Raw genomic sequence first — 13,858 nt, forward strand, 5'->3', positions numbered from 1 at the left:
CTATGGCAACGGAAATTCAAGGGACAAAGTATGATGTGAATTACATCACTGATTTTTCCAAAAAAAGAAATGAGCCTGAATGGTTTACAGATATAAGAAAAAAAGCGTTACAGCTTTCAGAAACATTACCATTGCCACAGCCTGAAAAAACAAGAATCGTGGATTGGAACTTCACTGAATTTGAGCATGACGTTGCAGGAAGGACGTTAACTTCCGCGTCGGAATTACCTGAACACGTCAGTCGTCTCGTTGGACAAGATGAAGAATCAGGGAATTTATTGGTTTTACAAAATGGTCAAGCGGCTTATGCAGCCCTATCAGAGGAATTGAAAAGCAAGGGTGTTATCTTCACAGATATTGCCACAGCGCTTAGAGAGCATGGAGATCTAGTAAAAAAATATTATTTTACTGAAGCGGCTGATTATGATACAGATCGTCTCACAGCGCTTCATGCTGCCCTTGTGAATAGTGGGATCTTCTTATATGTCCCCAAAAATGTAGAGGTTTCAGTTCCCCTTCAGACGCTGTTTTGGCAAGAAAATCCGAATGCAGGGCTTATCAGCCATTCCATCATTGTTGCTGATAACGGCAGCTCCGTTACTTATGTTGAAAACTATCTTTCGGAGAAAGCAGAAGGACGTGCGGTCGCCAATGTGATTGCGGAAATCTATGTTGGTGATAATGCGCGTGTTCAATTTGGCGCAGTAGATAACTTGTCCAAAGACGTGACAGCCTACGTCAATCGTCGGGGCTATGTTGGTCGCAATGGCCAGCTTGAATGGGCGATCGGACAAATGAATGATGGCAATACGCTATCAGAAAACTACACAGCACTTGTTGGCGAGGCTTCTGTAACAGATACGAAAGCAGTAAGTATTGGGAATGGCTCACAAAAGCAAAACTTTACTAACCGTATTCATCACTTTGGCAAGCATTCAGAGAGCGATATGCTTATCCACGGTGTTCAGCGTCAGCAGGCCAATGCTATTTTTAATGGTATTACTAAAATAGAGCATGGCGCATCAAAGTCAGATGGTGAGCAAACACAACGTGTGCTTATGCTTAGCTCTGATGCACGTGGGGATGCTAACCCCATTCTTCTCATTGATGAGGACGATGTTGTGGCGGGACACGCGGCTTCTGTTGGCCGTATCGATCCTGTACAGCTGTATTATCTTATGAGTCGTGGGATTAGCAAGAAAGAAGCAGAACGTCTCGTTATTCATGGGTTCTTAGCTCCTGTTGTATCGCAGCTTCCTATTGAAGGGGTTAAAGAGCAGCTCGTCGAGGTCATCGAAGGGAAAGTTAAGTAATGGATAGCCAAGCGATTCGCAACCAGTTTCCTATACTTGATCAACAAGTGAATGATCATCAATTGGTTTATTTAGATAGCGCGGCAACCTCACAAAAACCACTGCCTGTTATCGAAGCGATGAATCGCTACTATCGGGAATATAACTCCAATATTCATCGTGGCGTTCACACTTTAGGAACAAGAGCAACAGATGCGTATGAAGGAGCCAGAGATAAAGTCCGTCAATTTATTGGTGCAGCGAGCGCTAAGGAAATAATTTATACCCGTGGAACGACTGCTGGGCTGAATTTAATTTCCTATAGCTATGCACGCGCTAATCTTTCTGAAGGTGACGAGATTGTTCTGACACCGATGGAGCATCACGCAAACTTAATTCCATGGCAGCAGGCGGCTAAGGCAACCGGGGCAACTTTAAAATATATCCCCATGCAAAAGGACGGCACCATTCGCTTGGAGGATGTGCGGGAAACTGTTACAGAGCATACAAAAATTGTGGCAATGGCCCATGTATCAAATGTGCTAGGAACAATCAATCCTATTAAAGAGGTTGCGGCCATTGCTCATGAAAAAGGGGCCGTCATGGTTGTGGATGGTGCACAAAGCACCCCACATATGAAAATTGATGTGGTCGATCTTGATGTCGATTTTTATGCCTTTTCAAGTCATAAGATGGCTGGACCAACAGGGATCGGTATCCTATATGGCAAAGAGCGGCTTTTAGAAAACATGGAGCCCTTTGAAACAGGTGGCGAGATGATTGATTTTGTTGATTATTACGATGCCACTTGGAAAGAACTTCCTTGGAAATTTGAAGCCGGTACGATGCCGATTGCTGAAGCAGTTGGACTATCGGCAGCCATCGATTTTTTACAGGATGTCGGTCTAGAAAAGATTCATGAGCATGAGACAAAGCTTGCACGCTATGCTTTGGAACAACTTAAAGCGATTGAGGGTATTCAGATCTACGGCCCTGCGGAACGCGTTGGATTAGTGACCTTTAATTTAGGGGATGTGCATCCACACGATGTTGCAACAGTCCTTGATGCTGAAGGCATAGCTATCCGTGCGGGGCACCATTGTGCTCAACCGTTGATGAAATGGTTAGGCGTGTCTTCCACCGCACGAGCAAGCTTTTATTTATACAATACGACATCAGAGATTGATGCACTTGTTGAGGGACTAAAGAAAACAAAGGAGTATTTTAGCGATGTCCTTTAAAAATTTAGATCAGCTTTATCGGCAGGTGATCATGGATCATTATAAAAATCCTCGCAATAAAGGTCAGATTGATTCCAACGATAAGCTAACGATTGATATGAATAATCCGACGTGTGGCGACCGCATTCAATTGCATCTCGAGGTCAAGGATAATGTGATTAAGGATGCTAAGTTTACTGGAGAAGGTTGCTCCATCAGCCTTTCTTCTGCTTCAATGATGACAGAGGCAGTGAAGGGATTATCCGTTGACAAGGCGATGCACATGTCAGAAATTTTTTCAGACATGATTCAAGGGAAGGAGTTTGATGAAGAGGACCTTGATTTAGGAGATATTCAGGCGCTCCAAGGTGTTTCCAAATTTCCTGCCCGCATCAAATGCGCTACTTTGGCTTGGAAGGCAATGGAGAAAGGGATTCGTGAAGATCAATCACATTCCTAAAATTTTGCCTTCACCTATGTTAAAATAGATTTATGAACAAAATAGAAGTGTCATCACCAATACCCAAAGGAGGGGATTCCTCATGGCAAAGAAAATGCCGGAAATCGGTGATTATAAATATGGATTTAGAGATAAAGACGTTTCTGTCTATCGTGCTGAACGTGGACTCACTAAAGAAGTGGTTGAAGATATCTCGCGCCGAAAAAATGAACCGAAATGGATGCTGGACTATCGTTTGAAAGCACTTGAGCACTTTTACAAGCGCCCAATGCCACAATGGGGCGGTAATTTAGACGATCTTAATTTCGATGATATTACGTATTATGTCAAGCCGTCCGAAAAATCTGGTCGTACATGGGATGAAGTACCAGAAGAGATCAAAAGAACCTTTGATAAGCTTGGTATTCCTGAAGCAGAACAAAAATATTTAGCAGGGGTTTCTGCTCAATACGAATCTGAAGTCGTTTATCACAGCATGAAAAAGGACCTTGAAGAAATGGGAATTGTCTTTAAAGACACAGACTCTGCTCTTCAAGAAAACGAGGAGCTTTTCAAGGAATACTTTGGTAAGGTCATTCCTTATGCGGATAATAAATTTGCTGCGTTAAACTCAGCAGTATGGTCTGGCGGCTCATTCATTTATGTTCCTAAAGGCGTGAAGTGTGAAACACCACTACAAGCTTATTTCCGGATTAATTCAGAGAATATGGGACAATTTGAAAGAACCTTGATCATCGTTGATGAGGGCGCGTCTGTTCACTATGTTGAAGGCTGTACAGCTCCTGTCTATACAACGAACTCACTGCATAGTGCGGTTGTTGAAATCATCGTTAAAAAGGATGGCTATTGCCGTTATACCACCATTCAAAACTGGGCGAATAACGTCTATAACCTTGTAACAAAGCGTGCTGTAGCTGAAGAAAATGCTACAATGGAATGGATTGATGGCAACATTGGTTCGAAATTAACGATGAAATATCCATCGATCCTGCTGAAGGGTGAAGGCGCACGTGGGAATACACTTTCCATTGCCATTGCCGGTAAAGGACAGCACCAACATGCTGGTGCGAAGATGGAACACCTGGCACCCAATACCTCATCAACGATTGTATCTAAATCCATCTCTCGTGGTGGCGGTAAGGTCACTTATCTTGGTAAAGTACATTTTGGACGTAAAGCGTCTAACTCACGCTCGAACGTTGAATGTGATACGTTGATTATGGATAATGAATCCACTTCGGATACGATTCCATACAATGAAATCAACAACGAGAATATTTCTCTTGAACACGAAGCCAAGGTTTCTAAGGTTTCTGAAGAGCAATTGTTTTACCTAATGAGCCGCGGTGTTACCGAACAAGAAGCAACAGAGATGATCGTCATGGGCTTTATCGAACCATTTACAAAAGAATTACCAATGGAATATGCCGTTGAGATGAACCGTTTAATCAAGTTTGAAATGGAAGGGTCAATCGGCTAATATGTTAAAACCCCCAATTGTACTGGGGGTTTTTGTGAGTATTATCGATTTTGTGCCGATTCGGTTTTATTCCTTTTTGTTAGGAGGCAAACTTTTGAAGCTCGCCTTCTTTGGTTTAATGCTCCGATAAATTAATCAATGTTTTTATGTTACAGAAATAGCCAATAAGAGACCGCTTGGGGGAAAGGATCCCTGGGCGGTCTTTTTATGGATCATTCCTACCACTCCTGAAGCTTAAAATCAATATGAGAGAAGGGGGGCAATTTTTTTTCAACCACTCGACTACAGTATCATAAATATTTCCTAGAGCGATGAGAGATAATGGGGGTAAGACATATTATAGAAATTAGGTGAATGTATGAGCAATCAGTCTTACAGAGCTGGAGAAGTCGTTTATGTGATGTACCGCAATCCGCATGCGCAAAGTGTCGCAAACGTGCAAGAGGCAGCAGTCGTTGAAGACCCAGACCACCCAGGAGAGCTTTGCCTGTTTATTTATGATACCTATTACCCTTTGTCTGAAGAGATCGCTATTTATCAAACAAAAGAAGAAGCTGAGGCGGTGTATCAGGAATACTTTGGAGATGATCAAGAGGAAGATGTCCATGGGTAAGCCGTTTCTTCCTCAGCTTGTCTATATTGAACCCCGTGCTTTAGATTATCCTTTGGGTAGACAACTTAAGGAAAAATTTCAGCAAATGGGTGTAGAGTTACGGGAAACAACCTCGCATAATCAAGTGCGCAATCTACCTGGAGAGAATCACTTTCAAAAATATAGGATGGCAAAGTCGACATTGGTCGTCGGTGTTCGTCAAACCTTGAAGTTCGATACATCAAAACCTTCGGCGGAATATGCCATTCCATTGGCAACGGGCTGCATGGGGCACTGCCATTATTGCTACCTGCAAACAACGATGGGAAGTAAGCCTTATATTCGTACGTACGTTAATACAGAGGAAATCTTCGCAGCGGCCGCTGCCTATATGAGTGAGCGCGCTCCTGAATTCACCCGCTTTGAGGCTTCTTGTACATCGGATATTGTTGGGGTGGATCATTTAACACATGCTTTAAAACAGGCTATCGAATATTTTGGACGGTCAGAGTTTGGACAGCTGCGCTTTGTTACGAAATTTGCCCATGTTGATCATCTGTTAGATGCTGAGCATAAAGGAAGGACACGCTTTCGTTTTAGCATTAATGATGACTACATTATTAAGTACTTTGAACCTGGGACGTCGCGGTTGGCCGAGCGGCTTGAAGCAGCAGTTAAGGTAGCAGAAGCGGATTATCCTCTTGGTTTTATAGTCGCTCCTATCTATTTACATGAAGGCTGGAAAGAGGGGTATAGGGAGCTTTTTGAGCGATTGGAAGCAACGCTCCCTGCTCATGCAAAAAGGAATGTAACCATTGAGATGATTCAACATCGTTTTACTCTGCCGGCGAAGCGGGTGATTGAAAAAAATTATCCAATGACAAAGCTGGAGCTGGACGAGACGAAAAGAAAGTGGAAATGGGGCCGCTATGGTATAGGTAAATATATTTATCAAGATGAAGAACAAGAAGAGATGAAAACAACGTTAGGCGGTTATATCAAGCGCTATCTCCCTGAGGCGCATATCGAATATTTTACTTAAAGCACAAAACGGAGCCCTAGACCATAAACTAATGAGCAAAGGAGTGGTTTGTTTATGGTCGAATTGCAGCCCATGTATATTGACGGGAAGCCCTTTACAGCCGTCACTGTCCAATTGCCAAAAACGAATCTTATGGCAGTTTATAGTGATAAAGGGTATATTATGTGTGGTGCCTTAGATATTGCCTTTTTTAATGAAAAACTTGCGGATCGTGGGATTATAGCCGGCAAGGCTGTTGGTGTTCGGATCATTGATCAGCTCTTATCTGCCCCATTAGACTCCGTGACATTAGCAGCCGAGAAATGTGGCATCAAAGCAGGCATGATTGGCCGCGACGCCTTACTTAAAATGAGTGATTAATAAATGTTAAACTCCCACATCCCTGGGAGTTTTATTAACGTTATCATCTATCACGTTGCGGAAAACCTTATAAGTTCGGGCTTTGGCATGCTGGATTCTGAGCGCCTTGTGGATCTTTTGCTTCTCAGATGATTGGGTCTTTTAGAGGAAGCCTGCTTGGATTTTCTCATTCATATCGGGCCTCCCCCTAAGCATATACATGCCTTATAAAGGTCATTTTAAAAATTGAGGGATAGTATGAAAAGGCGGATACGCAGACAGCGGATGATTCCTTTGCGACATGTGTTCGTCGCTTCGATCATCTCTTTCCTTGCTTTTACTTTACTTGGGCTATGGCTAGTCAATGAAAAAGTCTCACCTGTCCTCATGGAAATCGCTAAGGCAAAGACAAAGCAAATTGCTACATATGCCATTAACTCTGGGTTAGGCAAACAAGAGATTCATGAAATGGAGCAATATCAATCGGATGATGGCAAAAGTGATCTTTACACCATTACTTATGACAAAGATGATCAAATTACAAGTGTTAACTATAATATGGTTGCAGTGACGCGGATTTTTTCTGAAGTGACACAAAAAATTCAACAGTATTTAAGAGCTGTGGAAGAAGGCACGATTAATCCAGTTAATACGGATTTTAATGATACACAAATTGAGGGAGGAGAAAAAGGAGTCATTGCAAAAATTCCGCTTGGGCAGGCAACAGAAAATGTGTTATTTTCCAATCTTGGTCCAACCATTCCCGTTCGGATGGTAGTGACAAGTAATGTCATTCCCAATATTAAAAATGAAGTCAAAGAAGTCAACATCAATGGCGCGTACATTCAAATTTATTTAGCTGTTAAAGTGCAAGTTAAGGTGGTCTTACCCTTTGAAACCAAAAATGTTTCTATTCTGACAACGATTCCGATAACGTCCCAATACTTGCCTGGAAAAGTCCCCAATTATTATAGCAGTGGCAAAGATAATACTTCTATAGCTATTCCACAAAAAATGCTGGATAAAGATGATTACAGCTCGAAAAAAACAAAAGATAAAAAAGGTAATGAATAAAAGCGACGATGCTACCTCGTCGCTTTTATTTCTGGATCTATTGCTGTCTGCGCCAAGCTCTTAAGTAGGGATAAGGGTCAAAGGAAAATTCAGTTTTCCCATTATATTTATACATGCCGTAATGCAGATGGGGAGGAAACTTACCTTGTGTGCCTTTTGGACCATAACCTGAACTCCCAACATAGCCAATCACTTGACCAGGCTTAACGATGCTTCCTTTTTTTATTCCTTTATTATAGCCATTTAAATGTGCATAATAGTGATAAATATTCTTTGGATCGCGAATGCCGATGCGCCAGCCTCCATATTTATTCCAACCAATGAGTTCAACGACCCCGTAAGAAGTGGCCAGCACAGGTGTTCCATAAAAGGCAAATATGTCTGTTCCTTCATGGATTCTCAAACCTCCCCAGCCTCGACGGTCACCCCAAGTCGAGCGGAAGTCGGCACGGTTTCTTCTTGGGATAGGGAAGGAATGGTCGGTTAATTCAACTTTTCCAAAATGCTGATACAGTTTCGCATTTTCCATGATGATGGCAATCACTTTATCCTTATGATAATAATTCCATAAAGCGATTTTAATGAATGGTTTTGTCGTTCCAAACTTATGGATATATTTCCCCATAGTATAAAGGGCGTCTTCTGGATTCTCTTGATCAGCTTTGCCATCACCATTGCCATCCTTGCCAATCCCACTAAAGAAAGCAATACGCATTGGATCAGTTTCATGCGGATTTGGATTTAATGGACCAGACCATTCAAGGGGATGAATGTAGAGTCCTTGAAGGTTTTTAGGATCAGGCAGGTCCTGACGTGAGAATCTAATATTCCGTTCATACTGATCAATAGCAGCTAAATAATACCATGGAATATCAGTCAAGGCAGCTGTCTTTAGATATAAGGCTTTCCTTGACTGATACGTGTTTTCCTCGGCTTTAACAAAGGTAGAAGAAAAGATAGTGTTCATCATTAGAAGGAAACACAGACAAGAAAAAATTTTTTGTAAGCTCAAGGTTTTACTCACCTCCCGAGGTCAAATCAGTTATTTTTTTAGTGTTGTTTTTTTATCGATGTATTTTTCAACGTCCGAGTTTCTTTTTTCTGGTCATCAACATTTTTTTCTATATTTTTTTGCTTAGCATATCCTTGAGGAGCCTTTTTCATCTGATTAATCTGTGCTTGTAACCAATGATGGACGTTAGAGGTACGCGCATTAAAATCCTTGAACCGTGCAATATCTGATGTTGCATTCGCTTCATCAGACACAACCACCTTATAATAATTCGGTACAACAGCAAGTGCGGCTTGTCTAACTTGTGAAGCCGATTGTTCACGATCCTTATTCGATGTTTTATAACCAATTAATACGTACTCATCCGTTACTAATGTGCCGGCATCATAAATATCTGGTAGTGTTAAGGCTTGACGTGTGATGATATCCGACAAGGCTTGATAGTCAGTTTTCGGTATATGCTGTGCGGTTAAAGCATGTTCATCACCCTTTTTCCTTGAATAATGGACATAGCCAAATTGTCCTTCAGCAGCATTGGTTGCAGAATGATTTTGGATAGTGTGTGAAGGGCCTTTGTAGGTGACGTCTTCTGTAGGGTCCTGCATGCGATTAAGTCCGGAAGAAGAATGATTATTCTTAGTATCAAGGTGACAGCCTGTGGCAAGTGTACCTGTAAAAAGAATGATGGCAAGCAATTTTTTCATGGTGATCCCTCCTTTTTAGACACGTAGCCTTATTGATATCTTTTAGGATGTCACATTCGGAGTAAAAATTTGCTTGGTAAGTGATGGATGGAACATTGTGAGTGAGCGGTTTCTTGTGGTATGATGGCAATGGAGGGAAGACTGATGCTTGAGTATAAAAAGCCTATTAGTATCCATGATACACACTATGACCTGATAAAAGATCATCATAATGGCTGGAATGAAGAGGCCTTTCAAAAACGATACAGTGAAATCCTGGCAAAGTATGATTATATCGTTGGCGATTGGGGTTATGAACAATTGCGGCTCCGTGGCTTTTATGATGATCATAATCCTAAGGCCACATTTGATACAAAAATCAGCACGTTAGTTGACTATGTGGTGGAGTATTGTAACTTTGGTTGTGCTTACTTTGTTTTAAAAAAGCTTACAAGTAAAGAAAATAAAAAGGCGTAATATAAAACCCCCTGTACATCAGGGGGTAGAGTCATCATAAGGCGGTTCAGTCTCATTAGCGGGATCATCATGGGTTGGATGAGCGCCTGAATATTGGCGTGGAAGTTCTTGGTGGAGTGTCCGGTCTTCGTATACAAATCCACTGGTATACTGTTGACCCTTATGCCAAGGGGTTTCTTTATTTTGTACAGGCTTTTCTCTATCGCGCGTTTGCCCAAATGATCCTTCGGGAAACTCTTCGGATGCTAAAAAATTGCGTTGATCTTCTACATTAGAAAAATCACTGTAGCGCTTTTCTTCTGTGTTGTTTTTGCGGTTATCCTTCAAGTTTTCCACCACCTTCATGATTAGCGTGTCCAAATGAGTGGAGATTATAAATTTCACTCATTATCTTGCTGAATGGTAAGGGGACATGCCTTTAGATATTAGCTTTTGTTTCTTCTCCTTCAGCTTAGCTTTTGAGGTGGAGGGCGCTGAATATGAGACGGTTGCAGGCGATAAATTTTGTACGAAGGTGGAGATGACATGTATTTTGTAGATCGGCAAAGAATTGAGCAAATTCTTCAGTTTATGTCAGAACAAATGGAGCTTATGGCCAGCCACCAAAGTTGGGAAAGTTCATTTGAAAAAAGAGCATTAGAACGGCTCGTTCACGTTGTTGTTGAATCGATTCTTGATGTGGGAAACCAGATGATTGATGGGTTTATCATGAGGGATCCAGGCAGTTATGAGGATATTGTCGATATTCTTGTTGATGAACAAGTGCTTCCTAAAGAAAAGGAAGATGCTTTTAAAGCGATTGTGAAGTGGAGAAAGGCATTAGTTCAACATTATGATACGATGGATCATCAGGGACTTCTTGAGTTGATAGCGGCCTATTTGGCAGAGTGGCAGGCCTTTCCAATATGCATTCGTGATTACTTAGAGCGAGAACTTGGCCCTGTTTCAGCTTTTAAACCGACAGCAAATAATTAACCGTCCTAAGGGCGGTTTTTTCCAACTTTTAGAAATGTTAGAGCGGTAAGCTTTGGGGCCTTGTGTAAAAAGCGATTAGATCCCCTGTTTTGAATTAAATATTGAATGGTAAAAAGGTAGGAGAGCCTCATGTCTAGAGACTATAAAGCGTATTTAATTGACTTGGATGGTACGATGTATCGTGGAAATATTGTAATAGAAGAAGCTGTTGATTTTATTCAACGATTACAGCAGGAAAACCTCCGTTATTTGTTTGTGACAAACAATTCGATGCGAACAAAGGAGCAGGTTGCAGAAAAATTGTCCAGTTTTGGTATTCCCGCTGAGCCTGATGATGTGTTGACCTCAAGTATGGCAACAGTAAATTATATCAAGGCCCACTTTAAGCAGCCTTCGGTTTTTTACATAGGTGAACAAGGTTTACAGGAAGCGATGGAGGCGGCAGGGTTTCGTTATGATGAGGACCATCCGGATGTGGTTGTGATGGGATTGGATCAGCAGGTTACTTATGAAAAAATAGCAAAGGCCACCTTAGCTGTACGTGCAGGCGCGGTGTTTTTATCGACGAATCCGGATGTCGCTTTACCTTCAGAAAGGGGATTGCTGCCTGGCAATGGCGCCTTTACTTCCATTATTACCGCATCGACTGGAAAAGCACCGATAGTTATTGGAAAACCAGGCGCGGAAATTGTGGAGCAAGCGCTCGCGTTTCTTCAGCTAGATCGTAAGGATGTCCTCATGGTCGGTGATAACTATCATACAGACATTCTCGCAGGCATTCATGCTAAGGTTGACACCTTGCTTGTGCATACGGGAGTGACAGCTCCAAGTGATCTAGAGAAGCTGTCAATACAGCCGACATATACGGTCGCCACCTTGGAAGATTGGAAATGGTGAGAGAAGGTTAGCTTCCCTCACTATGAGCGAGTCGGCTTGAAGCTGCTGCCGCAATGGCTCCAACAATATCATCAAGGAAAGTGTGACACTCCCCTGTGCTTTTGTCGTTTAATTTTTCTAGGATGCCAGGCTTTATTTTGTCGATATACCCATAATTCGTAAAACCGATGGAGCCATAGACATTGACAACGGCGAAAGCGATGATTTCATCAATCCCATATAATCCTTCATCTCGCTTTAATATATCTAATAAGGGCTCATCGATGAGTCCTTTTTCTGTAAGCCGATCAAGCTGAATACCCGTAATAATGGCATTTTGGACCTCGCGTTTTGAGAGAACAGCTTCGATGTTTTCTTCGCACATTTCTTTTGTTAAGTGGCGGATATAGTCCTTTTGTAGAAAAAGTACAAGCTCGGCAATATCTTCAATGGTAACGCCTCTTTCTTTTAGCCATTGGCGTGCTGCAAGTTCAACACGTTCCATCATGTCATCAGCCTCCTCTACATATCATGTGTGTTTGTGGGAGATTTCATGCAGGGGGAGCATCTCCTTCCAGCTTTCACATAGATATAGGATAAGGAGAAAAGAAAGCGGGTGACGGGATTGCAATCGCTCTTATCATACTATTCTTTAAGTGGACAATTCATAAGGCAGGAAGCGGAGCGCTCGTGGTTTCAAACCGCTTATGGAACGGTGCTAATCATCCCCCATCAACAGGTGATGCTTTCAGATATGGATGAGCTTGCCGGGTTATCCGATCATCTTATTCAGAATGGTGAACAAGGTGTGGCCTTGCCTTTAAAGAATAAGGAGGGGCAATGGTTAACTGAAGTGGAAGAACAAAGGGTTGTGGCATTTTTACTATCTACACAAGCACCAGAACAAAAAATAGATAGGGGCCGCGCTCTGGCTGCTTTCCATAATAAGAGTAATGCCTATTCATTTACAAATCTGCGAATGCCCTATGTGCAATGGCCAAATTTATGGATACAAAGAACGGATCAATTAAATGAGTGGTATGTTGAAGTCTTGCAGAAAGAGGAGGACTTTACAGCATATGAAGAATTGTTCTTACTCAGCTATCCTTACTTTATTGGTCGGGCTGAAAATGCTATCCAATATGTAACAGACGTACTACGTGATAGACAGTTTTCAGATTTGCTGACAGTTTGTCACCATCGTTTAGATGTTGAGCTAACACAGCTTGGTTTTAGTCCCTATTGGTTGATCGATCATCCAGCCCGCGACATTGCCGAATGGATTAGAGCGGATATTTTAAAAAATGGGGAGAATAAAGCAGTTCAAGAGACCGATCAGTTTATCGAAGACTACCAGCAATTGCGGCCATTGAGTCAAGAGGTCTATACGTTAATTTACGGCAGACTTTTATTTCCCACTGACTATTTCGACCATATCGATCAATGGAAAATGCAAGAGAGAACTAACTCCCCCACATTATCAGAGCTCAAACGCCTTTTAGACAGCAGTCTTGCACAAGAGCGTTATCTTAGAGGATTTGCTCATCGTTACATGGCTGACTTGCCTGTGGTGGATTGGCTAAAGTAGGGTGGCTCAATTTCGTATAGCATTTTTATATACCGCTTTTATAAAGTTTGACAGTATAAGAAAAACCGGGCGAAAAGCATGCCCGGTCCTTGTCCTTAGTAGAGAGCATCATCCAATATGAAAGAGGCTTCATTGCCTGGTCAAATGGATGGGAGCGCAAGGCGCGAGACTCGGAACACTCTAAAATCGTGTGTTCCTCGGCGCCGCTGACTCATGATGCGGAGACTAGACTCCTGCGGGACGTGGGAGATCGGTAAGCCCTTAGCAGTGCGAAGGCGCGAGGAGGCTTACCACTCCCCCGCGGGAAGCGAGCGGCCTGGAGCGGAAAGCCGCACCGTCCTCAGGATCAGAAATTTTATGCTTTCTTTTCTTTTAAAAAAACCCACATTGCCGAGGGCAATGTGGGTTTTAAATATGAAAGCCTGTTGATCGCTCTTAAAAAACCTGTTCAAGCTCTGTAAATCCAGGTACTTCTTCAAGAAGAGCGCGTTCAATCCCTGCTTTTAAAGTAATCGTTGAGCTTGGGCAACTTCCACATGCCCCCATTAAGCGTACGCGGACAACACCCTCTTCATCGACATTAACAAGCTCCACGTCTCCGCCATCACGCAATAAAAATGGACGAAGCTTACCGAGGACTTCTTGTACTTGTTCTTCCATTACAGACGACCCCTTTCCGTGATCCTATTCTCATTATAAAAGGTTCTTGAGAAAAAATCTATATTCTTGGCTCATGATCATTTATTAA

General features: G+C 42.2%; 17 protein-coding genes. 12 read left to right on the top strand and 5 right to left on the bottom strand.

Going from position 1 to position 13,858, the window contains the following annotated elements:
• The first annotated feature begins 2 nt into the window (after positions 1-2).
• From sufD to yunB, 8 genes are all read left to right on the top strand, one after another.
• A complete protein-coding gene (gene sufD, locus IEW82_RS14225; RefSeq protein WP_188695666.1) occupies positions 3-1,313 on the top strand; it encodes a Fe-S cluster assembly protein SufD in 1,311 nt (436 codons plus the stop codon).
• A complete protein-coding gene (locus IEW82_RS14230; protein WP_188695669.1) occupies positions 1,313-2,533 on the top strand; it encodes a cysteine desulfurase in 1,221 nt (406 codons plus the stop codon). Before sufD ends, IEW82_RS14230 begins: the two co-directional genes overlap by 1 nt.
• The gene (gene sufU / locus IEW82_RS14235) at positions 2,523-2,972 is read left to right on the top strand and encodes a Fe-S cluster assembly sulfur transfer protein SufU (RefSeq protein WP_188695672.1); all 450 of its coding nucleotides are present in this window, start codon (positions 2,523-2,525) and stop codon (positions 2,970-2,972) included. The genes IEW82_RS14230 and sufU overlap by 11 nt, the downstream gene beginning before the upstream one ends.
• 82 nt (positions 2,973-3,054) lie before the next feature.
• On the top strand, positions 3,055-4,452 hold the full coding sequence (sufB, locus tag IEW82_RS14240) for a Fe-S cluster assembly protein SufB (protein ID WP_188695674.1): 1,398 nt from the start codon (positions 3,055-3,057) through the stop codon (positions 4,450-4,452).
• Between the two features lie 358 nt (positions 4,453-4,810).
• Entirely contained in the window at positions 4,811-5,065 is a 255-nt protein-coding gene (locus IEW82_RS14245; protein ID WP_188695677.1) for a transcriptional regulator SplA domain-containing protein, read from the top strand.
• On the top strand, positions 5,058-6,086 hold the full coding sequence (gene splB / locus IEW82_RS14250) for a spore photoproduct lyase (RefSeq protein WP_188695680.1): 1,029 nt from the start codon (positions 5,058-5,060) through the stop codon (positions 6,084-6,086). The genes IEW82_RS14245 and splB overlap by 8 nt, the downstream gene beginning before the upstream one ends.
• A gap of 54 nt (positions 6,087-6,140) precedes the next feature.
• On the top strand, positions 6,141-6,446 hold the full coding sequence (locus IEW82_RS14255) for a YunC family protein (protein ID WP_188695683.1): 306 nt from the start codon (positions 6,141-6,143) through the stop codon (positions 6,444-6,446).
• Between the two features lie 237 nt (positions 6,447-6,683).
• Positions 6,684-7,499 carry a sporulation protein YunB gene (gene yunB / locus IEW82_RS14260; RefSeq protein WP_188695688.1) on the top strand — a complete coding sequence of 272 codons (816 nt, stop codon included), beginning with the start codon at positions 6,684-6,686 and terminating at the stop codon, positions 7,497-7,499.
• 37 nt (positions 7,500-7,536) lie between these two features.
• Here yunB and IEW82_RS14265 read toward each other — a convergent pair whose 3' ends face one another.
• Complete coding sequence (locus tag IEW82_RS14265) at positions 7,537-8,469, bottom strand: M23 family metallopeptidase (protein WP_188695891.1); 933 nt, start codon at positions 8,467-8,469, stop codon at positions 7,537-7,539.
• Between the two features lie 80 nt (positions 8,470-8,549).
• Complete coding sequence (locus tag IEW82_RS14270; protein ID WP_188695692.1) at positions 8,550-9,215, bottom strand: YhcN/YlaJ family sporulation lipoprotein; 666 nt, start codon at positions 9,213-9,215, stop codon at positions 8,550-8,552.
• Between the two features lie 144 nt (positions 9,216-9,359).
• Between IEW82_RS14270 and IEW82_RS14275 the strand changes: the two genes are divergently transcribed.
• Complete coding sequence (locus IEW82_RS14275; protein WP_188695696.1) at positions 9,360-9,671, top strand: YutD family protein; 312 nt, start codon at positions 9,360-9,362, stop codon at positions 9,669-9,671.
• An 18-nt stretch (positions 9,672-9,689) separates the two neighbouring features.
• On the opposite strand, the gene IEW82_RS14280 is transcribed toward IEW82_RS14275, so the two are convergent.
• Complete coding sequence (locus IEW82_RS14280; protein ID WP_373285727.1) at positions 9,690-10,007, bottom strand: cytosolic protein; 318 nt, start codon at positions 10,005-10,007, stop codon at positions 9,690-9,692.
• 189 nt (positions 10,008-10,196) lie between these two features.
• On the opposite strand from IEW82_RS14280, the gene IEW82_RS14285 reads away from it, so the two are divergent.
• Positions 10,197-10,646 (top strand): DUF86 domain-containing protein, encoded by a 450-nt coding sequence (locus IEW82_RS14285; RefSeq protein ID WP_188695703.1) that lies wholly within the window; start codon positions 10,197-10,199, stop codon positions 10,644-10,646.
• Positions 10,647-10,775: 129 nt separating this feature from the next.
• Complete coding sequence (nucF, locus tag IEW82_RS14290) at positions 10,776-11,543, top strand: 5' nucleotidase NucF (RefSeq protein WP_188695706.1); 768 nt, start codon at positions 10,776-10,778, stop codon at positions 11,541-11,543.
• A gap of 7 nt (positions 11,544-11,550) precedes the next feature.
• Here nucF and IEW82_RS14295 read toward each other — a convergent pair whose 3' ends face one another.
• Positions 11,551-12,030 (bottom strand): phosphatidylglycerophosphatase A family protein, encoded by a 480-nt coding sequence (locus IEW82_RS14295; RefSeq protein WP_373285725.1) that lies wholly within the window; start codon positions 12,028-12,030, stop codon positions 11,551-11,553.
• A 108-nt stretch (positions 12,031-12,138) separates the two neighbouring features.
• Between IEW82_RS14295 and IEW82_RS14300 the strand changes: the two genes are divergently transcribed.
• On the top strand, positions 12,139-13,110 hold the full coding sequence (locus IEW82_RS14300; protein ID WP_188695709.1) for a YutH/CotS family kinase-like spore coat protein: 972 nt from the start codon (positions 12,139-12,141) through the stop codon (positions 13,108-13,110).
• 435 nt (positions 13,111-13,545) lie between these two features.
• On the opposite strand, the gene IEW82_RS14305 is transcribed toward IEW82_RS14300, so the two are convergent.
• Positions 13,546-13,770 (bottom strand): NifU family protein, encoded by a 225-nt coding sequence (locus tag IEW82_RS14305; protein WP_188695713.1) that lies wholly within the window; start codon positions 13,768-13,770, stop codon positions 13,546-13,548.
• Positions 13,771-13,858 lie beyond the last annotated feature (88 nt).

The organism is Pullulanibacillus camelliae, from assembly GCF_014642655.1.
GTDB classification, from domain to species: domain Bacteria; phylum Bacillota; class Bacilli; order Bacillales; family Sporolactobacillaceae; genus Pullulanibacillus; species Pullulanibacillus camelliae.